Raw genomic sequence first — 20,089 nt, 5'->3', positions numbered from 1 at the left:
CCCTACAGGTGGCCCAGCAGGTGGTCGAAGAGGAAACCGGGCGCACCGGGTACTCCCTTGAACCCGGGAAAGGCGTTCACGTCGACGATCACCGGTCCGTCCGGCCCGTCGATCACGTCCACGCCGTAGGCGCAGAGCCCGAACACGTCGCCCGCGGCGAGCGCCAGTGCCGCCAGGCGGGAGTCCAGGCGCAGCGGCCGGCCCACCTTGTCCGACAGCGCCCGGGCCGGCCAGCGGCGCAGCGTGCCGTGGACGTGCGACCCGATCACGAACAGCTTGCGGTCCCAGCCGTCGCCCGGGACCCGGTCCTGGACCAGCCAGGGGCCCCGGCCGGCGACGGGACGGCTGTCGCCCCGCTCCAGCACCGTCACCCCTTCCCCACGGCTGCCCAGCGGGGTCTTCGCGACCACCGGCCCCTCCGCCGCCATGGCGGTCACCGCCCGCGGATCGCGCACGACCCGCGCGGCGGGCACCGGGAGGTCCGCCGCCAGGAGCCGCCGCCAGGTCTCCACCCGGTCCGCGACCATCGCCGTGGCCTCCGGCGGATTGCACCACGAGGCCTCCGGTGGGGCGCCGGCCCGCGCCAGATCCGCGGTGGCGGGGTGGACGGAGCGCAGGATGACCAGGTCGGCGCCGGTGAAGACGGACCGGGGAAGATCCGGGGCGTCCTGCCAGGTGCCGATGCGGGCGCCCTCAGCACGCAGTCCCGCCAGCACGGTCCAGACGATGGAGTGGGGTGTGGGCTTCTTGCCGTGGACCAGGACGATGCGCCTTCCGGCCAGGGTCGCGGTCATAGGGGGACCACCTCCGTCAGCCGGGACTCGACGAGATCGGCGACCGCGTCGGGGGCCTCGGCGATACCTGTGTAGTTGGGGAAGTCGTTCACATCGACCACCAGCGGCCCGTCGGGGGACGGGAGTACGTCCACGCCGTACAGTTCGAGGCCGGAGGCGTCCCGGCAGGCGAGCGCGAGCGTCCGCAACTCGTCGGTGACCGGCAGGGGAACCGGCTCGCCCCGTTCCGCCGGCGGGAGCAGCGGCGAGGGGCGCCGCACCGCCCACACGACGTCGCCCGCTCCGTACAGCTTCACGTCGACCCCCGCCACATCGACGTAGTGCTGGGCCAGCACCATGCCCTCGGACCACGGCAGCCGCCGGAGCTCGCCGGGGGAGTCCACCCGTACGATCCCGAGGCCGTTGTCGCCGTACGGGGGCTTCAGCAGCAACGGCCAGGCCGTGTCCGGCAGGTCGGCCAACGAGTCCGGCCGGTCGGCGAGGAACGTGACCGGTGTGGGCACCCCGGCCCGGGCCAGGAGCTGCACGGTGTACGGCTTGTCCCGTACGGCCTGGACGGCCTCCCAACGGTTGACCGTGCGCACACCGCTCAACTGGGCCCGCAGCAGCAGTGACAGGGCGAACGCGTTCCGGGTCCGGGGCACGACCAGGTCACCCGGCTGCAGCGCGAGCAGCGCCCTTCGGGTCGCCACCCGCCCCGGTGCGGGGTCCTCGTCCGCCCCGACCTCGGCGACCAACCGGTCCGCCGGGGCCAGCACGGCGGGCGCCTCCCGTCCACGCAACGCGTCGACCAGGGCTCCCGGCATACGCTGCGCGAGATACCGGGCGTCGGTGAGGATCACCACGCGGTTCATCGGCAGCCCCAGGCGGCCGCGGCCCCGGCCACGGCGAGCTGCTCACGGACCGCGCCGCGCAGCGCGGTGACGGTGAACGGCTTGGTCAGGAACACATTGGCCCCGGCGGCCAGACACTCCGCCCGGTGCTCGGGATCGTCGTACCCGGTCAGCACCACGACCGGCAGCTCCTGATGGTCCTCGCGCAGCATCCCGAGCATCGCCCCGCCCGGCAGTCCGGGCAGGCCGAGATCGAGAACGACACAGTCGACGCCGTCCGCCTCGGCGATGAACAGCCCCACTTCGCCGTCTTCGGACAGTACGACGTCATGCCCGTCCCGGCGCAGCGCCTTGACCACGAGGGTCGCTATGTGTGGCTCGTCCTCCACGACCAGGATGCGCGACATGGTGTCCTCCGGGTGAACGCAAGGTGAAGCGAAGGTGTCTTCAGCTGACCTTCAGCTTGAGCCGCCCCGGTGAGTCAGGTGTGAGAGGGGAATGAGTGACTTCTCATGCTGCCGACGTGCGGCGACGATCCGCAGGGCGGGGGCTACGCGTCCGCCAGTTCCGCCAGGATGTCCGCGTGGCACGGCTCCGGAGAGCACCAGCAGGCCAGCGTCCTGCCGCGCAGTTCCGGCACCAGGGCGAGGAGCTCCGGTCGCGCCATGAGGTACTCGCGGTACTTCACCATGATCTCGACCCGCGTCCCGTCCCGTTTCTTCTTCGCGGTGTCGTACTGGAATGGGTTGTAGAGCGGGTGCTCGGGCAGGTCCCAGTGGCCCATGGTCCAGCGGCGGCCGACGTACACGAGGTCGTCGGGGGCGTTCTCCAGCCGCGGGCCGAAGTCATGGATGCGGCCCTTGAGGTTGATCACGGTGGTGCTCACGCACGTCTCCCTGGGCGACGACTCCCTACGCTACCGGGATTCGTTCGCGGTGCCTCGGCCTGAAGGACTTCCCCGGGCGGTCGGTGCAGGCGGCCGGGCGAGGCTCCGGGTCAGGGCCCCACCCGTCGCCAGTCCGTCACAGGGCCGGGGTTTGTGTGGTCCGCAGGGGTGACCCAGAAGGCCTTGCCCAGCTCAGCGCTGAAATGGGCGCCTGCCCGGCCGTCCCCCGACGATCGGCCCGTGAGGCGGCGGCCGATCCACGGCAGCAGGTACTGCCGGGCGAACCGCGCGTGGGCCACCTGGCGGGCGGTCCACCCGGGCGGCGGCATGACCGGCATCGGCGTCCGCCACTCCGGGTCCTCCGCCTCGTGGCCGAGCGTCTGCCAGACCGCCTCGGCGACCCGGCGGTGCCCTTCGGCGGTCAGGTGGAGCCGGTCCACGTCCCACATGCGGGGATCGCTCAGCGAGGCAGCGCCGTATAGGTCGACGACGAGGGCGCCGTGCCGGGCGGCCAGGTCGTCGACGCACGCGAACAGCTCCTCCATGCGTGGCCGGAACCGCTCCAGGACGGGGCCCTGGCGGCCGGGGCTGCGCATCAGGACGAGCTGCTTGCAGGAGGGGGCGAGGCGCTCCACGGCCTCCTCCAGCAGGCCGCGCACCCGGCCCATGTCGCACTTCGGCCGGAGCGTGTCGTTCAGGCCGCCGACCAGGGTGATCACGTCCGCGTCCATCGCGGCCGCGACCTCCACCTGCTCGGCGACGATCTGGCCGATCAGCTTCCCGCGCACCGCGAGGTTGGCGTACCGGAAGCCGGGCGTCCGCGCGGCCATCCGGCCGGCGAGGAGGTCCGCCCAGCCACGGTACGTACCGTCGGGGAGGAGGTCGGACATGCCTTCGGTGAAGGAGTCCCCGACCGTGACGAGGCTGGAGTAGGCGGGACCTGGGCCGGGGGCGGGAGGGCCGGCGGGGCTGGAATTCGTCTGCATGGCGTCGAAAATGGTACCCCGAAGCACATACCCAGCGGTCGGTCACCCTCTCCCGCCGACCCGCCGACCCGCCGACCCGCCGTCCGCCCTCCGTCGCCGCCATCGGCCGTCTGTCAGCCGCCAACCGTGAGCTGTCAGCCGCCACCGGCCAGCCGCCCCCCGGCCCGAGGCGGACGGCGGTGGACGGCGGACCGGACGGCGGACCGGGCGGCGATCGGCCGGATGCCTCAGACGGTCGGCTGGCCGAACAGTTCCCGGAGGACGTCCTCCATGGTGACGATGCCCGCGAGTCGTCCGTCACCGCCCAGCACGGCAGCCAGATGCGTGCGGCTGCGGCGCATCGCGGTGAGGACGTCGTCCAGCGGTGTGGTCTCCCGGACCCGGGCGATGGACCGCATGTCCCGGACGGAGAACGGCACGTCCCTCGGGGCCGCGTCGAGCGCGTCCTTCACATGGAGGTAGCCCACGATCCGGCGCCCCTCGTCCACCACGGGGAAGCGGGAGAAGCCGGATTCGGCCGACAGCCGCTCCAGTTCCTCAGGGGTGACCCCCATGCCCGCGTAGACGACCCGCTCCAGCGGGAGCACCACGTCCCGCACGGGCCGGCGGCCCAGTTCCAGGGCGTCCCGCAGCCGCTCCTGCGCGCGGTCGTCGATGAGGCCGGCCTCGCTGGAGTCCGCGACGAGACGGGCCAGCTCGGTGTCCGAGAAGGTCGCCGAGACCTCGTCCTTCGTCTCGATCCGCATCAGCTTCAGCAGCGCGTTCGCGAAGGCGTTGATCGTGAAGATCACCGGGCGCAGCGCACGCGACAGGGTCACCAGCGGCGGACCGAGCAGCAGGGCGCTGCGCACCGGCTCCGCGAGGGCGATGTTCTTCGGCACCATCTCGCCGAGCAGCATGTGGAGATAGGTGGCGAGCGTCAGGGCGATCACGAAGGAGATCACGTGCCCGGCCCCCTCCGGCACACCCACCGCGTGGAACAGCGGCTCCAGCAGGTGTTCGATCGCCGGTTCCGCGACGACACCGAGGACCAGGGTGCACAGCGTGATGCCGAGCTGCGCGGCCGCCATCAGCGCGGACACGTGCTGCAGACCCCACAGCACGCTGCGGGCCCTGCGGTCGCCCTGTTCGGCGTACGGTTCGATCTGGCTGCGGCGTACGGAGATCAGGGCGAACTCGGCGCCCACGAAGAAGGCGTTGACGACCAGCGTCGCGAAACCGATCAGCAGCTGGACGGCGGTCATCGGGTCTCCTCCTTGTGCTCCTCGGCGGACGCCACCGGCGCGTGCAGCAGCACCCGTGCGGCCCGGCGCCCGGCCGCGTCCACCACGTCGAGCCGCCAGCCGACGACCTCCACGCTGTCTCCGACGGCCGGGATACGGCCCAGTTCGGTGGCGACGAGGCCCGCGAGGGTCTCGTACGGCCCTTCGGGCGCGCGCAGGCCGACGCGGGCGAGCTGGTCGGTGCGGGCCGAGCCGTCGGCCGAGTACAGCTCCCGGCCGTGCTCGTCGGTGCCGACGGGGGCGAGGTCGGGTGTCTCGTGCGGGTCGTGCTCGTCGCGGACCTCGCCGACGACCTCCTCGACGATGTCCTCCAGGGTCACGACGCCGGCGGTCCCGCCGTACTCGTCGATGACGACGGCCATCGTGCGCTTGCCGGAGAGCCGGTCGAGGACCCGGTCGACGGTCAGTGACTCGGGCACGAGCAGCGGCTCGCGCAGCAGTTCGGCGACGGACGTGCGCAGCCGGCGCTCGGCGGGCACGGCGAGGACGTCCTTGATGTGCACGGTGCCGATGACCGAGTCCAGGCCGCCCCGGTAGACGGGGAAGCGGGACAGGCCGGTGGCCCGGGTCGCGTTGGCCACGTCCTCGCAGGTCGCCTGGGCTTCGAGGGCGATGACCTGGACGCGCGGGGTCATCACGTTCTCCGCGGTCAGATCGGCCAGGTTCAGCGTGCGCACGAACAGCTCGGCGGTGTCCTCCTCCAGGGCGCCCTCCTTGGCGGAGTGGCGGGCGAGGGCCGCCAGCTCCTGGGGACCGCGCGCGGAGGCCAGCTCCTCGGCCGGCTCGATGCCGAAGAGCCGTACGAGACGGTTGGCGGTGTTGTTGAGATGGGTGATGAACGGCCGGAACGCGGCGCTGAACCAGCGCTGCGGGTTCGCCACCTTCTTCGCCACCGGCAGCGGCGCGGAGATCGCCCAGTTCTTGGGCACCAGCTCGCCGACGACCATCAGCACGACGGTCGACAGGGCCGTACCGATCACGAGGGCCACCGAACGCGACGCGGAGCTCGGTACGCCGACCGCCTCCAGCGGGCCCGCGATCAGCTTGGCGATGGACGGCTCGGCGAGCATGCCGACCACCAGGTTGGTGACGGTGATGCCGAGCTGGGCGCCGGAGAGCTGGAACGTCAGATTCCGTACGGCCTTGAGGGCACCCGCGGCACCCCGCTCGCCGCGCTCCACGGCCCGCTCCAGGCGGCCCCGGTCGACCGTGGTGAGGGAGAACTCCGCGGCGACGAAGGCGCCACAGATCACCGAGAGCAGCACCGCCACCAGAAGGAGGAGCACTTCGGTCATCGGGTCACCTCCGTCCCATGGTCGGACAGGGGCGGGAGGATCGCGCGACGTCGGGCGCCGGCGCTGGTACTGGGAGGCTCGCCCATGGGCGGACGCTCACAACCTTTCCGTAGAGGTTGACGGGTCCACCCATGGTAAAGGATCGGCAAAGGCGTGTCGGTCACCCGTTCCCCGGTGCAAGGCGGTCGGTCTGCGAGCGGCTCGTCCTCATCGCCGCCGCTGCTTTTCCTCCGACGCGTACCCGGCCGCCTGCCGGGCATGCTGGGCCCGGCCGCCGCTCACGAACATCGCCTACAAAGGCTTGACCCAGCGCCGCCAGTGGTCCTCGCGGTGGTAGCCACCCGCGGCCCACGTGTGGTGGGCCTGTTCGTTGGCTTCCAGCACCATCGCGTCGACCCGTCGTCCGCCCAGGGCGGCGAAGCGTTGTTCGGCCGCTTCCAGCAGGGCGGTGGCGATGCCCTGCCGTCGGTGGTCGGGGTGGACGGCCAGTCGGTAGGCGGAGCATCGCCATCCGTCGAAGCCGGCTATGACGGTTCCGGTGAGGAGGCCGTCTCGCTCCGCGAGAAGCAGGGCCTCGGGGTCGCGTGCGATGAGCCGGGCGACTCCGTCGTGGTCGTCGCTGATGCTCGTTCCCTCCGCGGCCTCGCGCCAGAACCGCAGCACGGCGTCGATGTCGGAGAGGGTGGCACAGCGGATGTGAAGATCACTCATGGGGGGAGCCAAGCAGAAAGCCGTTCCGCTTGGCGAACGGTTTCCGTGCCGGGGGCGGTGAGCAGCCCGCGATTGCCATCCGGTTCCTCGGGCGGCGTCGACCACCGGCACCGAGGGATCACACCTCCGCCGTGATCCCTGACCACAGGTCTTCGAGGACGAGGTCCGGAAGGACGGCCAGTCCCAGATTCCGCACGTCCACGTTCGGGCCGGCGCCCTTCTCGGCAACGCTCGGCCGCCACGCGGCCAGCCGGTCCACAGCCGAAATCAGGGCTTCCCGGTCGTCACCGAGAAGTGCCGCCATGAGCGACACGACGTGGGCGCGCGAACTGCCCGCCGGAGCCGGGAGCGTGGCCAACCTCGACGCTGTGCGCTGGTCATGCGCCCCGCAGACCGCCGTGAGGGCGGCGAGAGCGAATCTGACCGCGTCGCTCTCCTCCTCCCAGCGGGACAGCAGTCTCGGCAGCTCGCCGACGATGGCCCGCCGTGTCAGGCACTCCGCCGCGGACTCCTCCCATGCGCCCCCGAGCGCCACGACGCGGTCGGCCACGGAGACCGCCGCTGCCGGCCCCGAGGCGCCGAGCCGCAACAGATCGCAGAGCAGGACCAGGCGGGTGCCGGGAGCGACGCCGTCGTCACAGACCAGCTCCGTGAGGAAGGGGACGGACTCGACCGTGGTGTCGGTGCAGGTGCCCTGGTGGGCCACGGCGTCCGCGAGTTCGCCGAGGAACTCGCCCGTCGCGCCATAGGGCTCGCCGAACGCGAACTCCTCATCGAGCAGCCACTCCACGGCATCGGGCGCGTTCTCCGCACCGCCGTACAGGCGCTCCGCGGCCGCCACCACGGCCCGGACCGTGGTTGCGGGCTCGCCGACTCCGCAGCGGTCCCACGGCGGTCCGTCCGGAGGTCGCGCGGGATCCTCGGGCAGCGGAACGGGAACGGGGACCTCGGCGCCGACCTGGTCATGGGCCAGGCCGTCCGTGGTGAAGGCCCCTTCGAGGGTCGCGGCATGCCCCTCGCTCTGCCCCTGCTGAAAACCGCCGTGGGCACGGGCGACGGCGGCCACCCGTATGCGTTCGCCGCGGAGGAACGGTGCGAGAGCCCCGCGCTCGTGCCCGCTGTACACGGCCAGCGAGAAGACCTGCCACCACCCTTCCAGCTCCGGGTCCATGGACGGCATGCGGTACCAGAAGCTCGACGGAACGAACCGAAAGTGATCGCAGACGCGCACGGCCGTCAACCGGTGCCTCATCCCGGCCAGCTCGGCCGCGGCGGCGCGGGCGGCATCCTCATTCGGCAGGGTCAACGTGTACTGGACTCCCCAGGCGGGAGGTGCGGCCGCCATCAGCCGCACTGCCAGGTGAACATCGCCCGCGCGCAGCGGACCGACCCACTGCCGCAGATCTCCGGCGAAGGACGCCGCAAGGCGAAGGCCCGAAGGGCACCTCGGGAACCATGTGTCATGGGCCCGATCATCCACGGCACCACTGACAGAGCCCCCCCACCCCCCGCCTCCGCTGCGTGCCCCACTGGGGGCGTGGGCCGGGACATGCGCGAAGCGTGACGGAACACCGGTGTCAGTCCCGTCCGTCAGAATGTCGCAAACAGCGATTGCGACGCGGGAGTGACGTAGGGGGCCTTGCGACAGCGGCCCTGCCACGGCTCCTCACGTCCTGACTGGAAGGCCACCATGAGCTGGGACGTACTCCTCCTCCGCCTGCCCGACGACCTCACCTCGGTGCAGGAGATCCCCGCCGACCACACCCCGGACCCGCTCGGCCGGCGGCACGACGTACTCGCGGCTGTCGCCCGGGCGTGCCCCGAAACTGACCTCTCGGACCCCACCTGGGGCAAACTGTGCGGCCCCACGTGGTCCATCGAGCTCAACATCGGCTCACAGGACCCGGTGGACTCGATCATGCTGCACATCCGGGGCTCCGGTGACGACGTGCTGACGCCCGTGCTCCGTCTCGCCGACGCTCTGCGGTGCAAGGCACTCGACTGCTCCGATGGGAGCCTGATGGCTCCTGGGCGGACGTCAGGCTGGCACGCTTTCCAGGAGTTTCGTGATCGAGTGGTCGGACCCTCGAGGTGACGCCTCCCGGTGACGCCTCCCGGTTCCCCGGAGTCGTCCGCGACTGGGAGCACAGGTCCGACCGGCGTCCGGGTCGCGAGGGGGCGTCTCATCTGCCCTGTAGCGCCTCGATGACCTTCGCGAAGATCTCCATGTTCGGTTCCAGGACGGTCAGATACGAGAAGCCGTACCGTTCGCGCTGGGACAGGACCTGGGCGACGATCTCGTCCAGTGTCCCCACCAGGACCAGCGGCAGCTGGAGGACCTGCTCCTCGGTGAGGTTCGGCAGGTGGCCGAGCCACGGCCGCACCGCGGCGGCCCGGTCCTCGGTCAGCTCGACGATCTGGATCAGCAGGTTGAGTTCGGCGGGCTCCTTCCGCCCGGCGGCGAACTCCTGGTACCGGCCGACCCGTTCGTCCAGCTCCTCGGCGGTCAGCGGTTCCAGCTTCCCGCCCGCGACCGTCCGCGCGCCCGTGAACGCCGCGATGTCCGCGTGCTCGGCGGTGACGCGGAGCATCCGGTCGCCGTTGGCGCCTATCAGCAGCGGCACCCGGGGCCGCTGCGTGGGGCGCGGCATGGGGGTCCCCCCGCTCGAGCGCAGCCGAGAGTGGGGGAGGTCGTCGGAACCGAGCAACCGGTCCAACTCCTCGACCGTGCGCAGCAGATGGTCGACCCGCTCGCCGGGCGACCCCCACGGCAGCCCCGCCTTCTCGTGCTCGGCCGCCACGTACCCGGTGCCGAGTCCCAGCTCCAGCCGCCCCCCGGTCAGCGCGTCCGTGGTGGCGACCTCACGGGCGAGCAGCGTCGGGTTCCAGAAACCCGCGTTGAGCACGAACGTGCCGAGCCGCGGCCGCTCGGTCGCCTCCGCCGCGGCCACCAGGGACGGGAACGGTGCCGGCATGCCCAGATGGTCGGGGACCAGGATCACGTCGTAGCCGAGCTGTTCGGCGCGGCGGCACTTCGCCCGCCACTCCCCGCCCGATGTGGGGCTGAGCAGATTGACTCCGAAGCGGAACGGGCGCGGCATGAACTCTCCTCACTCGAAAGGGACTTGAGTCGGGCACACCGACGAGTACATCATTCGTGCGCGATGGCCGCCAGCACGTTCATCCGGGACGCCCGCAGCGCCGGCAGCAGGGCCGCGACCACGCCCACGACCGCCGAGCCGATCACGACGGCGACGACCGTGCCCCACGGGATCGCCAGCGCCTTCATTCCCTGGAGCGCCAGGATCTGCTGCACGCACACGCCCCAGACCAGCCCCAGCGCGAGCCCGAGGACGGCTCCGAACACGGCGATCACCACCGACTCCAGCCGGATCATCCGCCGCAACTGCCGCCTGGCCAGCCCGATCGCGCGCAGCAGTCCGATCTCCCGGGTGCGCTCCACCACCGACAGGGCGAGGGTGTTGACCACGCCGAGCACCGCGATGACGATCGCGAGGCCCAGCAACGCGTAGACCAGGTAGAGCAGTACGGCGATCTGGCCCCGCACCAGCTCCTTGTAGTCGGCCTGGTCGCGGACCTGCACCTGCGGATACGCCTTCAGCGTCCGCTCCAGGTTCGCGCGCAGCTCGTCGGCGCCCGCGCCGGAGCCGGTGTTCACATACAGGGCCGAGTCCTGCCCGTCGGGCACCTGGGTCTCGATGGTGCCCATGCCGAAGAACAGCCCGCCCCGCATCCCGAAGCCGTCGCCGGTGTCCTGGTCGGTGAGGGCGGCCACCTTCAGCTCGGCGTTCTTCCCGGCGGGGAACCGCACCGGGAGCGTGTCGCCGACCGTCACGTCGTGCTCCCGCGCGAAGTCGACGTCCATGGCGATGGCACCCTCCGCGAGGGCGGCCGCGCTGTCGCCCCGGGCGTAGGTGACGTTCGCGACCTCGTCGAGCCGGGCGTCGTAGGCCGCGGCGGTCGTCTCGACCCGGTCGCCGTCGGGCAGCCGTACCGCGACCGGGGTGAACCGCTGCCGCACCAGGAGCCCGACGCCGTCGGTGGCGCGGATCCTGTCGGTGACCTCCTGCGGGAACGGCAGGAAGTTCTGGTTCTGGACGACGAAGTCGGCGCCCAGGGTCTTGTCGATCTCCTGGTCGAAGGACTTCGTCATCGACGCGCTCGCCACGGACATGCCGCCGACGAGCGCGATCCCCACCATCAACGCGGCGGCGGTGGCCCCGGTCCGGCGTGGGTTGCGCAGGGCGTTGCGCTGGCTCATCCGGCCCACGGAGCCGAACAGCGCGGGGAACGCCCCGCCCAGGACCCGGATGACCGGCCGTACGAGGAGCGGTCCCGCGATGACCGTCGCGACGAGGGTGAGGACCACCCCGAGGCCGAGCAGGGAGGCCGCCGACCCAGTGTCCGACGACACCGCGCACCCCACGAGCGCGGCGGCACCGGCCGCCCCGACGACTCCGCCGACCACCGCGCGCACCTTCAGCGGCCGCCCGACCCCGGCGATCTCGGCGTCCGCGAGCGCCGCCATCGGCGACACGGCCGACGCCCGCCGCGCCGGCAGATAGGCCGCCACGAACGTGACGCCGAGTCCGACGACGTAGGCCGCGACGGGCGTCCCCACGCCGATCACCATCTCGGTCGACTTCAGGTTCATCCCGAAGGCGCCCATGAGCGCGATCAGCCCGAAGGCCAGTCCGATGCCGGTGGCGAGGCCGAGCGTCGACCCGACGAGGCCGAGCAGCGCCGCCTCGGTCAGCACCGATCGCCGCACCTGCCGCCGGTCGGCTCCCAGCGCACGCAACAGGCCCAGCTCACGGGTGCGTTGGGCGATCAGCATCGAGAACGTGTTGACGATGAGGAACATCCCGACGAGCGTCGCGATCCCGGCGAAGCCGAGCATCACGTACTTGATGACGTCGAGGAATCCGCCGAGCGAGGCGGCCGCCGACTCGGCCTGTTCGTCGGCGGTCTCGTACGTGTACGCCGTCGGCCCCAGCGCCTCGGCGATCCGCTGCTCGAGCACCTCGTCGCTGACCCCGGGCTCGGCGGTCACCGAGATGCCGGTGGCGGCGTCGGGATCGCCGAGCAGCTCGGTCTGCGCGACCCGGGTGTCGAGGAAGACGAGCGCGGAGCCGGGATTGGTGGTGGTGAAGGTGGCGATGCCGACGACCTGCACCTCGAAGGAGCCCGGCCCGGCCAGGACCGCCAGGGTGTCGCCGATCCGCACGTCCTTGTTCTCGGCGGTGTCCGCGTCGAGCAGCGCCTGGCCGGGGCCTTCCGGCGCGTGCCCGCTGGTCAGCTTCACCGGGCTGCGGTCGGTGGGGTGCCAGCCGGTGGCGATGGTGGGGGCGCCCGTCGTCGGCCCCACCGACTCGTTCTCGCTGTCGACGACGGTGACGTTCTCCACGGACGCGTCGACGTGGGCCTCCGCGACGCCGTCGATGCCCGCGATCCGCTCGGCGAGCGAGGCGGGCACCGTCTCCACCGCCCCGGTCGGCAGCTGGCCCTCCAACTCGTCGTCCTTGGGGCCCACCGTCACATCGGCGGAGGTGGAGGCGAAGAGCCGGTCGAAGGTACGGGTGACCGTGTCCGAGAAGATCAGACTGCCCGCGACGAACGCCACGGAGAGGATCACCGCGAGCGCCGAGAGCAGCAGCCGCCCCTTGTGTGCCAGGAAACTCCGCAGGGTCGCCTTGAGCACGGTCTCAGTCCTTGTCGGTGTCGGTGGCCTCGGTCGTGTCGGTGGCCTCGGTGGTCGGGCCGCTCTCGGGGGCGACGGTCGCCCGGACGGTGTCGAACCGCTTCATGCGCTCCAGGACCGCGTCGGCCGAGGGGCGCTCCATCCGGTCCACGATCCGCCCGTCCGCGAGGAAGAGCACCAGGTCGGAGTGGGCGGCGGCACCGGGGTCGTGGGTGACCATGACGACCGTCTGGCCCAGCTGGTCCACCGCCTCGCGCAGGAAGCCGAGCACTTCGAGCCCGGCGCGGGAGTCGAGGTTGCCGGTGGGCTCGTCGGCGAAGATCAGCTCGGGCCGCGAGGCGAGCGCGCGGGCGCAGGCGACACGCTGCTGCTGGCCGCCGGAGAGCTGCGCGGGCCGGTGCTTCAGCCGGTCCCGCAGTCCGAGGGTGTCGATGACCTGGTCCAGCCACTTCTCGTCGGGCTTCTTGCCCGCGATGTCCATGGGCAGGGTGATGTTCTCGGCCGCGTTCAGTGTGGGGATCAGGTTGAAGGACTGGAACATGAAGCCGATCCGGTCCCTGCGCAGCCGGGTCAGGTCGCGCTCCCTGAGCCCGGTGATCTCGGTGTCCCCGAGCCACACCTGTCCGGCCGAGACGGTGTCGAGCCCGGCCAGACAGTGCATCAGCGTGGACTTGCCGGAGCCCGAGGGGCCCATGACGGCGGTGAAGCGGCCGCGTGCGATGTCCACGTCGACCGAGTCGAGGGCGAGCACCGTCGTCTCGCCCGAGCCGTACGCCTTCGTCAGGCCCCGGGCACGGGCGGCGATGCCCTCGGCTTCCGCGCGGCCGAGGGTGTGCTCAGCGGCAGCAGTGGACAAAACGGCCTCCAGGCTCGAACCAGTTCGAATTCCGGGCGTTCTCGGCCGAGCCTAGTGTGGCCCAGGGCACAGCCGAAATCCCCCCGAGGGTCGAGGCCGTCTCCGTCGTAGGTCGGGCTTCGGGGGTCGGTGTAAGGGGCACCCAGTTGGCGTGGGTCAAGGCGCCCTTGCTCCGCTAGCACTTCGGCGCTAGCGTCGAGTCATGGCCAAGACCCAGCTGAACGTGCGGGTGGACGAGGACACGGCCCGAGCCGCCCGAGAACGAGCCCTGGAGCGCGGGATGAGTGTGAACCGGTACATCGAGGAACTGGTCCGGCAGGACACCGGCGAGGCGGGTCACACCTTCGTCGAGTCCGCCGCCGACTTCATGAAGCAGTACGAGGCGGTCTTCGCCGAGGAGTTCGGCACCGAGCCCGAGAACGGGCGCGAGGGACGTCACTGATCCCTTGAGTCAGCTTCGCATCGACCTCGCCTGGCTCCTGATGGTCGCCGAACGCAAGACGCCCGGCGATCCCCAGGTCACCGACTGGGGCGCCCTCGTCGCGGCCGTCGCCCGGCACGAGGCCCACATCTTCGACGTCGCCGTCTACGACACCCCGCACGCCCGGGCCGCCGCCCTGCTCCAACTCCTTGTGCACGTAACGGCGTTGGAGCGCTCCAACGCGCTGTTCGCCTCAGCCGTCGCCTACGGCTACCTCGTGGCCAGCGGCGTCAAGGTCGTCACCTCCGCCGAACAGGTGCGCGAACTGGCCAGACTGGTCAAGAGCGGCGAGGCCGGCGTGCACGAGATCACGCGGGAGCTGCGTCAGTGGAGTCAGTGAGGCCAGGCCGCCGCGCCCGGCCCAGCACACAGTAGGAGCTGGGCAGCCTAGGCCCCTGCTCGGGCACCAGAAGCTCCCGGACCGCCCCGACCTCGAACCCGGCGGCCCGGAGCGCGTCGACCGGGTCACGCGAGACATGGCAGCCGCCGAACAGCAGCGGCCACACCGAGGCGTCCAGCGCCCGCTGGGCCGTCCGCATGGCCCGTCCACCGCCCCGGCCGTGCTCGAAGAACCGCAGCTCACCACCAGGGCGCAGCACCCGGCGCACCTCGCTCAGAGAGCGCCGTACGTCCCGCACACTGCACAGCACCAGCGACACGACGGCCGCGTCGAACGCCTCGCTCTTGACCGGCAGCGCCTCCGCCGCGCCCGGCACCACGTCCACCGGCACCTCGGCGCGCAGGGCGGCCTCCAGGGCCAGCCGCCGCAGCGAGTGCTCGGGTTCGATCGCCACCACCTCGGAGACGGCGCCGGGATAGCGGGCGAAGTTCAGGCCGTTGCCGGCCCCGATCTCGATGACGCGCCCCGACAGCCCGGCGAGCAACTCGTCACGCAGCGGACCGATCCTCGGCTCCGCCGACACGCTCAGTCGGGCGTAGAACCGGGCGAAGAGGGGGTGGTGCACGGCGTCCTTCGCGGCGCGGGCGCGGGCCATGAGGACCTCCCGAAGAGGGCGGTGCGGATACCGCGATTCTCCCCCGGGAAGCGCCAACTCACCCGTCGCACGGCCGTGGGGAACGACTGTGCGACGGGTGGGGGAGGGGTCAGGCGATGAAGTTGCGGACCTGCTCGTACACGCCGTGGTCGTTGTTCATCTCGTTGTGCGAGACGCAGCCGACCTCGACGTTCGTCGCGCCGCTGAGGATCGCGGTGGTGTCCGGCGTGAGCGCGTCGTCGCAGTTCGACCAGTAGCTGGCGTAGGACACACTGCCCGGCGTCTCGTCACCGGAGTTCAGCGAGGTCAGGAACGAGCTGCCGGTGTACATCTCGCCGCAGGACGTGTAGAGCCACCGGCACCAACCGGCGACGGTCGTCCCGTGGTTCACACCGGCCGTGGAGACGAAGTCGTCCACGTACGCCGTCCCGCCGAGGTTCTTCAGGTAGTAACGGGAGCTGAGCGCGCCCATGGAGTGCACTACCACGTCGACCTTCGCGGCGCCCGTGGAGGCGCGCACACTGTCGATCTTGGTCTTCAGCTGTGCCGCCGTGGTGGCGTTGGACTGGCCCCAGTCGTAGGACCAGGAGTGCAGCTCCGAGGCGGTGTAACCGTCCGCCTTGAAGTACGCGACCCAGTCGTCCCAACTGCTGGACGAACTGCTCAGTCCGTGCACGAAGACGACCGGGTTGTGGGTGGCGGCCTGGGCGGAGGACGCCGAGAAGGTGAGCGACAGAAGGAGCGTGCTGGTCACGGTCGCGAGAGCCGTGGCGATACGGCGCATGCGGCGATGCATGGTGCCTCCTGAAACGGGTGGGGTTCGTCAGGAGTGTCAGCGGGGTCTACGCGCGCCGCATCGGCGAAATCGCCGGTCTTTACTGGTCGGTTAACTCGCAAGTAACGTGATGAGCGTGGTGACTCCGGTGAACCCCCCACAACTTCCGCATCGCTCGCCACCGCCCCCCACGAACGTGTGGCCGAGCCCGAACGCAGCGTCGGCCACCGTGCCCACGCTGTCCGAAGGCGTGCGCGTACGCCTGCTGCACGCCGCCCACGGCGACCCCCGGGCCGCCGCCGAACTCGCCGCCGCCCTCACCCGGCGCCAGCTCACGGGCCTCGACCCGCTCCCCGCCGAGCCCCTGGCGCTGGCCCCCGCCCTGCTGCGGACCCACCGACGGGACGTACGGGCCCTGCCCGACGAGACCCGCTTCCTGCTGCTCCTCGCCGCCGCCGACCAGTACCCCGTGCCGACCCACGCCTACGCACGCGCCGTCACCGCCGCCGGGCTCGACACCCGCCCCCTCGACACGGCGGAGGCGGCGGGCCTCGCGCACACCACGGCCCAGGGCATCGTCTTCCGGGACGCCTGGACCCGCATCGCCGTCTACGAGTCCGCGTCCATGGCCGACCGGCGCGAGGCCCACCGCCTCCTCGCCGCCGTCCTCAGCGGCGAGGGCGAGCGACCCGGCCGGTCCTGGCACCGGGCCGCAGCCGCCCTCGGACCCAGCCGCCGCCTCGCCGCCGAACTCCGTCTCGCGGCACGGGTGGCACGTGCCATCGGCGACCCGACCCTCGCCTCCGCCCTCGCCGAACGCGCCGCGGGCCTCACCCCCGAACCGGCCGAACGCGCGCCCCTGCTCGCCCAGGCCGCCGCCGAGGCCTGGCAGTCCGGCGACGGTGACCGGGCCCGCCGCCTCGTCGCCGCCACCGACGACGACGCGCTCGGCGGACTGCTCGCCCTCCGTGCCGGCAACGCCGCCGAGGCGTTCGACGCCCTGCTCACCGCCACCGTCCGGCACGTCGGCGACCACACCTCGGACCGCGCCGCCCACCTGCTGGCACGAGCCACCGAGGCCGCCATCTACACCGGGGACCTCCGCCGGTGCCGCGAGGCCGCCGCCGTCGCCGACGGGCTCGGCATCCTCCCGCCCAGCACCCTCGGCGCCCTCGCCGCCGCGTTCGAGGGACGCTACGACGACGCCCGGGACGTCCTCGAAGCCGCCGCCGGGCGCTGCGGTCCCGGCGGCGACCCCACCCAGCTCATCCACTCCGGGATCGCCGCCCTCCTCCTCGGCGACCACACCCGCGCCTTCACCGCCACCGCCCGCGCCGCCGCCTCCGCGCGGGCCCGCTGCGAGACGGTGACCGTGCCGCAGGCCATGGAGTTCCGGGCCTACGCCGAGTTCTGGACGGGGCGCCCCAAGGCCGCCGAGGCCGCCGCCGTGGACGCCCTGCGCCAGGCGTACGCCACCGGGCAGGACAACGGGGCCTGCCATCTCCAGGCCGCCCTCGCGATGTTCGCCGCCCTCACCGGCGACGAGGAGGTGTGCCGGGAACGCGCCGAGTCCGCCCGCGTCTACGCCCTGGAACGCGGCCTCGGACTGCCCGCCGCGCTCGCCATGTTCGCGCTCGCCTTCCTCGACCTGAGCACCGGCCGGTACGCCGCCTCGGCCGCCCGGCTGCGCGCCCTCGCGGGCTTCGGCCCCGGGCACGGGCACCGGGCCATCCGGCACATCGCCACCCCGCACTACGTCGAAGCCGCCGTCCGCACCGGCGACACCCGGGTGGCCGTCGCCGCGCACGCCGACTACGACCGCTGGGCCCGTACCGTCCGTAGCGCCGACGACCTCGCGCTCAGCGCCCGCTGCCGGGCCCTCCTCGCGACCGGCGAGGAGGCCGTCGAGCACTACCGCACCGCCCTCGACCTGCACGCCTCCGGCACCCGCGACTTCGAACGCGCCCGTACGGAACTGTTGTTCGGCAGTGCCCTGCGGCGGCTCCGCAACCGCACCGAGGCCCGCGACCGCCTGCACAGCGCGCTGGAGGCCTTCGACCACTTCGGCTCCCCGCACTGCGCGTCCCAGGCCCGCGCGGAACTCCGCGCTCTGGGGGAGCGTGCCTCCGCCGCGCCCGGCACCGAGGATCTCGCCGCCCGCCTCACCGCCCAGCAGCTGATGATCGCCCGCATGGCGGCGGAGGGTGCCACGAACCGCGAGATCGCCGCGCGGCTGCTGCTGAGCCCGCGCACGATCGACCACCATCTGCGGGGCGTGTTCTCGCGGTTGGGGATCAGGTCGAGGATCGAGCTGGTGCGGCTGCTGGGGGAGACGGATACGTAAGGCCGGCCCGCGCCCCGTCAGGGGCGCGGGGCTGTCACATCTGCGGCTCCGCCGCGGGGCGCGACCAGCCACGACGAACCCGCGGTCGATTCGCCACAGGTCCCCTACGGCGCGGCTTCGGCGGCACTGAAGGAAACCGCGTCCCACACCCCACCCAGCGCCGGCGCAAGCCAACTCCCGGCCCCCGCCCGGAAATCGGCGGGCGGCAACGCCCCCGCCCCCGCAGGCACCGCCCCCAGCAGCGGAGCGTTCGCCACCACCGGCAGGTCCGCCACATTGCACCGCGAGGCCAGATCCGGCGCCCCGGGCCAGCTGCCGATGACGACACCCGCCAACTCCACCTCCCGCACGGCGAGTTCGCGGGCCGTCAGTTCGGTCGCGTTCAGCGTGCCCAGCCCGGCCGAGGCGACCAGGAGCACCGGCGCCCCCAGCAGCCGCGCCGTGTCCGCCAGCGTGCCGCCCGCCTCGTCGAAGCGGACCAGGAGCCCGCCCGCGCCCTCGACCAGCACCAGGTCGTGGTCGGTCGCCAGCTTCGCCGCGGCCTCGGCGACGTCCTCCGGGCGCACCGGCGGCAGGCCCGAGCGGCGCGCGGCGGTCGCCGGAGCCAACGGCTCCGGATAGCGGGCGAGTTCGCGGACCGTGACGGCACCCGCGAGCCGGGCCACCTCGTCCGCGTCGCCGCGCTCGTCCGGCCGTACGCCCGTCTGCGCGGGCTTCAGCACGGCCACCGAGCGGCCGGACGCCACGGCCACCGCCGCGACCGCCGCCGTGGTGACCGTCTTGCCGACCTCCGTGCCCGTCCCCGTGACCACCAGGACCGTCATGTCGTCCTCTTCTGTTCCGTCATCCCGCCGTGGCCGCCGCGCACACCGCGCGCGCGATCCGTGCCACGTCCTCGTCGCCCGTGACGTACGGCGGCATCGTGTAGACGAGGTCGCGGAACGGCCTCAGCCACACGCCCTCGCGCACGGCCGCCTCCGTGGCCGCCCGCATGTCCACCGCGTGGTCGAGCTGCACCACACCGATCGCGCCGAGAACCCGTACGTCCGTCACCCCCGGTACCTCGCGCACCGGCGCCAGGCCCTCCCGCAGCCCCGTCTCGATCCGCTTGACCTCCGCGAGCCAGTCCTGGCCCAGCAGCAGCTCGATCGAGGCACAGGCGACGGCCGCCGCCAGCGGGTTGCCCATGAAGGTGGGCCCATGGGCCAGCACCGGCACCTCGCCCCGCGAGATCCCGTCGGCCACCCGCGCGGTGCACAGCGCCGCCGCCAGCGTCAGATAACCGCCGGTCAGCGCCTTGCCGACACACATCACATCCGGCGTGACGGCCGCGTGGTCCGCCGCGAACAACGCGCCCGTACGCCCGAACCCGGTGGCGATCTCGTCGAACACCAGCAGCACGTCGTGCGCGTCGCACGCCTCGCGCAGCACCCGCAGATACGCGGGGGAGTGGAAGCGCATCCCACCAGCCCCCTGGACCACGGGCTCCACGATCACGGCCGCCAACTCGTCCGCGTGCCGCTCGATCGTCGAGCGCAGCGCCTCCGCGTACGACTCCTCGTACTCGACCGGCGGCGCGTCCACGAACACCTGCCGGGGCAGGACGCCCTGCCACAGCTCGTGCATCCCGCCCTCGGGGTCGCACACCGACATCGGCTGCCAGGTGTCGCCGTGGTAGCCGCCGCGCCAGGTCAGCAGGCGCTGCTTGCCGGGGCGGCCCAGCGAACGCCAGTACTGCAGGCACATCTTGACCGCGACCTCGACGGACACCGATCCCGAGTCGGCGAGGAACACATGCTCCAGACCCTCGGGCGACATGTCGACAAGGTGCTTCGCCAGCCGCACGGCGGGCTCATGGGTGAGCCCGCCGAACATGACGTGGCTCATCCGGCCGAGCTGCTCGCGCGCCGTCTCGTTCAGGACGGGGTGGTTGTAGCCGTGGATCGCCGACCACCACGACGACATGCCGTCGACCAGCTCGCCCGAACCGTCGGCGAGCTTCAGCCGGACCCCGCTCGCCGACTCCACGACGAGCGGTTCCTGCCGGCCCGGCATGGGCCCGTACGGATGCCATACATGCCGCCGGTCGAGCTCCACCAGCTCGGGCACGCTCAGTTCGGGCACGCCC

Annotated in this window: 20 protein-coding genes; 4 read left to right on the top strand and 16 right to left on the bottom strand. The window is 72.3% G+C overall.

Features of this window, described 5'->3' with window-relative positions; all coding sequences use genetic code 11:
* Positions 1-2: 2 nt before the first annotated feature.
* The 9 genes from PUR53_RS30645 to PUR53_RS30605 all read right to left on the bottom strand — a co-directional run bounded on the left by PUR53_RS30645 (position 3) and on the right by PUR53_RS30605 (position 8,094).
* The gene (locus PUR53_RS30645; RefSeq protein WP_329910339.1) at positions 3-794 is read right to left on the bottom strand and encodes an ATP-grasp domain-containing protein; all 792 of its coding nucleotides are present in this window, start codon (positions 792-794) and stop codon (positions 3-5) included.
* A complete protein-coding gene (locus PUR53_RS30640; RefSeq protein WP_329910337.1) occupies positions 791-1,648 on the bottom strand; it encodes an ATP-grasp domain-containing protein in 858 nt (285 codons plus the stop codon). The genes PUR53_RS30645 and PUR53_RS30640 overlap by 4 nt, the downstream gene beginning before the upstream one ends.
* Positions 1,645-2,034, bottom strand: a complete 390-nt coding sequence (locus PUR53_RS30635) for a response regulator transcription factor (protein WP_239752233.1) — start codon at positions 2,032-2,034, stop codon at positions 1,645-1,647. The genes PUR53_RS30640 and PUR53_RS30635 overlap by 4 nt, the downstream gene beginning before the upstream one ends.
* Before the next feature lie 143 nt (positions 2,035-2,177).
* A complete protein-coding gene (locus PUR53_RS30630; RefSeq protein WP_329910336.1) occupies positions 2,178-2,513 on the bottom strand; it encodes a DUF4326 domain-containing protein in 336 nt (111 codons plus the stop codon).
* 110 nt (positions 2,514-2,623) lie between these two features.
* Positions 2,624-3,499 carry an SGNH/GDSL hydrolase family protein gene (locus tag PUR53_RS30625; RefSeq protein WP_329910335.1) on the bottom strand — a complete coding sequence of 292 codons (876 nt, stop codon included), beginning with the start codon at positions 3,497-3,499 and terminating at the stop codon, positions 2,624-2,626.
* A gap of 227 nt (positions 3,500-3,726) precedes the next feature.
* Positions 3,727-4,743, bottom strand: a complete 1,017-nt coding sequence (locus tag PUR53_RS30620) for a hemolysin family protein (RefSeq protein WP_329897544.1) — start codon at positions 4,741-4,743, stop codon at positions 3,727-3,729.
* The gene (locus tag PUR53_RS30615; protein WP_329897543.1) at positions 4,740-6,077 is read right to left on the bottom strand and encodes a hemolysin family protein; all 1,338 of its coding nucleotides are present in this window, start codon (positions 6,075-6,077) and stop codon (positions 4,740-4,742) included. The genes PUR53_RS30620 and PUR53_RS30615 overlap by 4 nt, the downstream gene beginning before the upstream one ends.
* Before the next feature lie 291 nt (positions 6,078-6,368).
* A complete protein-coding gene (locus PUR53_RS30610) occupies positions 6,369-6,788 on the bottom strand; it encodes a GNAT family N-acetyltransferase (protein ID WP_329897542.1) in 420 nt (139 codons plus the stop codon).
* Between the two features lie 118 nt (positions 6,789-6,906).
* Positions 6,907-8,094, bottom strand: coding sequence for a hypothetical protein (locus tag PUR53_RS30605; RefSeq protein WP_329910334.1), 1,188 nt, complete (start codon positions 8,092-8,094; stop codon positions 6,907-6,909).
* Between the two features lie 384 nt (positions 8,095-8,478).
* On the opposite strand from PUR53_RS30605, the gene PUR53_RS30600 reads away from it, so the two are divergent.
* Positions 8,479-8,883, top strand: coding sequence for a hypothetical protein (locus tag PUR53_RS30600; RefSeq protein ID WP_329897540.1), 405 nt, complete (start codon positions 8,479-8,481; stop codon positions 8,881-8,883).
* Between the two features lie 88 nt (positions 8,884-8,971).
* On the opposite strand, the gene PUR53_RS30595 is transcribed toward PUR53_RS30600, so the two are convergent.
* From PUR53_RS30595 to PUR53_RS30585, 3 genes are read right to left on the bottom strand one after another with little or no spacing between them, the layout of a single operon-like run.
* The gene (locus tag PUR53_RS30595; protein WP_329910332.1) at positions 8,972-9,889 is read right to left on the bottom strand and encodes an LLM class F420-dependent oxidoreductase; all 918 of its coding nucleotides are present in this window, start codon (positions 9,887-9,889) and stop codon (positions 8,972-8,974) included.
* A gap of 50 nt (positions 9,890-9,939) precedes the next feature.
* Positions 9,940-12,510 carry an ABC transporter permease gene (locus tag PUR53_RS30590; RefSeq protein ID WP_329910331.1) on the bottom strand — a complete coding sequence of 857 codons (2,571 nt, stop codon included), beginning with the start codon at positions 12,508-12,510 and terminating at the stop codon, positions 9,940-9,942.
* Positions 12,511-12,514: 4 nt separating this feature from the next.
* The gene (locus PUR53_RS30585; RefSeq protein WP_329897537.1) at positions 12,515-13,366 is read right to left on the bottom strand and encodes an ABC transporter ATP-binding protein; all 852 of its coding nucleotides are present in this window, start codon (positions 13,364-13,366) and stop codon (positions 12,515-12,517) included.
* Between the two features lie 202 nt (positions 13,367-13,568).
* Here PUR53_RS30585 and PUR53_RS30580 point away from each other — a divergent pair, with 202 nt between their 5' ends.
* Positions 13,569-13,808: a toxin-antitoxin system HicB family antitoxin gene (locus tag PUR53_RS30580; RefSeq protein ID WP_184896821.1), complete on the top strand. Its 240-nt coding sequence runs from the start codon at positions 13,569-13,571 to the stop codon at positions 13,806-13,808.
* 4 nt (positions 13,809-13,812) lie between these two features.
* Positions 13,813-14,187: a fic family toxin-antitoxin system, toxin component gene (locus PUR53_RS30575; RefSeq protein WP_329910330.1), complete on the top strand. Its 375-nt coding sequence runs from the start codon at positions 13,813-13,815 to the stop codon at positions 14,185-14,187.
* Here PUR53_RS30575 and PUR53_RS30570 read toward each other — a convergent pair.
* Both PUR53_RS30570 and PUR53_RS30565 read right to left on the bottom strand, forming a co-directional pair.
* Positions 14,156-14,842, bottom strand: coding sequence for a class I SAM-dependent methyltransferase (locus PUR53_RS30570; RefSeq protein WP_329897535.1), 687 nt, complete (start codon positions 14,840-14,842; stop codon positions 14,156-14,158). The two genes, PUR53_RS30575 and PUR53_RS30570, sit on opposite strands and share 32 nt — an antisense overlap.
* A 109-nt stretch (positions 14,843-14,951) precedes the next feature.
* Complete coding sequence (locus tag PUR53_RS30565) at positions 14,952-15,638, bottom strand: esterase/lipase family protein (RefSeq protein ID WP_329897534.1); 687 nt, start codon at positions 15,636-15,638, stop codon at positions 14,952-14,954.
* 109 nt (positions 15,639-15,747) lie between these two features.
* On the opposite strand from PUR53_RS30565, the gene PUR53_RS30560 reads away from it, so the two are divergent.
* Positions 15,748-17,961 (top strand): helix-turn-helix transcriptional regulator, encoded by a 2,214-nt coding sequence (locus tag PUR53_RS30560; protein ID WP_329910329.1) that lies wholly within the window; start codon positions 15,748-15,750, stop codon positions 17,959-17,961.
* Positions 17,962-18,065: 104 nt separating this feature from the next.
* On the opposite strand, the gene bioD is transcribed toward PUR53_RS30560, so the two are convergent.
* Together bioD and PUR53_RS30550 are read right to left on the bottom strand one after the other, a co-directional pair.
* Positions 18,066-18,785 carry a dethiobiotin synthase gene (gene bioD, locus PUR53_RS30555; RefSeq protein WP_329910328.1) on the bottom strand — a complete coding sequence of 240 codons (720 nt, stop codon included), beginning with the start codon at positions 18,783-18,785 and terminating at the stop codon, positions 18,066-18,068.
* Positions 18,786-18,804: 19 nt separating this feature from the next.
* A complete protein-coding gene (locus PUR53_RS30550; RefSeq protein WP_443080378.1) occupies positions 18,805-20,085 on the bottom strand; it encodes an adenosylmethionine--8-amino-7-oxononanoate transaminase in 1,281 nt (426 codons plus the stop codon).
* Between the last annotated feature and the right edge of the window lie 4 nt (positions 20,086-20,089).

The organism is Streptomyces sp. SP18BB07, assembly GCF_036322545.1.
Classification (GTDB): domain Bacteria; phylum Actinomycetota; class Actinomycetes; order Streptomycetales; family Streptomycetaceae; genus Streptomyces; species Streptomyces deccanensis.
Note: the sequence above shows the minus strand (reverse complement) of the source record. Positions and strands in the feature narration are given on the sequence as shown.

Coding starts and splice junctions, on each gene's coding strand:
- PUR53_RS30635 (WP_239752233.1), bottom strand. CDS start 2,034: ATGTCGCGCATCCTGGTCGTGGAGGACGAGCCACACATAGCGACCCTC.
- PUR53_RS30595 (WP_329910332.1), bottom strand. CDS start 9,889: ATGCCGCGCCCGTTCCGCTTCGGAGTCAATCTGCTCAGCCCCACATCG.
- PUR53_RS30560 (WP_329910329.1), top strand. CDS start 15,748: ATGAGCGTGGTGACTCCGGTGAACCCCCCACAACTTCCGCATCGCTCG.
- PUR53_RS30620 (WP_329897544.1), bottom strand. CDS start 4,743: ATGACCGCCGTCCAGCTGCTGATCGGTTTCGCGACGCTGGTCGTCAAC.
- PUR53_RS30580 (WP_184896821.1), top strand. CDS start 13,569: ATGGCCAAGACCCAGCTGAACGTGCGGGTGGACGAGGACACGGCCCGA.
- PUR53_RS30565 (WP_329897534.1), bottom strand. CDS start 15,638: ATGCATCGCCGCATGCGCCGTATCGCCACGGCTCTCGCGACCGTGACC.
- PUR53_RS30625 (WP_329910335.1), bottom strand. CDS start 3,499: ATGCAGACGAATTCCAGCCCCGCCGGCCCTCCCGCCCCCGGCCCAGGT.
- bioD (WP_329910328.1), bottom strand. CDS start 18,785: ATGACGGTCCTGGTGGTCACGGGGACGGGCACGGAGGTCGGCAAGACG.
- PUR53_RS30600 (WP_329897540.1), top strand. CDS start 8,479: ATGAGCTGGGACGTACTCCTCCTCCGCCTGCCCGACGACCTCACCTCG.
- PUR53_RS30570 (WP_329897535.1), bottom strand. CDS start 14,842: ATGGCCCGCGCCCGCGCCGCGAAGGACGCCGTGCACCACCCCCTCTTC.
- PUR53_RS30610 (WP_329897542.1), bottom strand. CDS start 6,788: ATGAGTGATCTTCACATCCGCTGTGCCACCCTCTCCGACATCGACGCC.
- PUR53_RS30615 (WP_329897543.1), bottom strand. CDS start 6,077: ATGACCGAAGTGCTCCTCCTTCTGGTGGCGGTGCTGCTCTCGGTGATC.
- PUR53_RS30640 (WP_329910337.1), bottom strand. CDS start 1,648: ATGAACCGCGTGGTGATCCTCACCGACGCCCGGTATCTCGCGCAGCGT.
- PUR53_RS30645 (WP_329910339.1), bottom strand. CDS start 794: ATGACCGCGACCCTGGCCGGAAGGCGCATCGTCCTGGTCCACGGCAAG.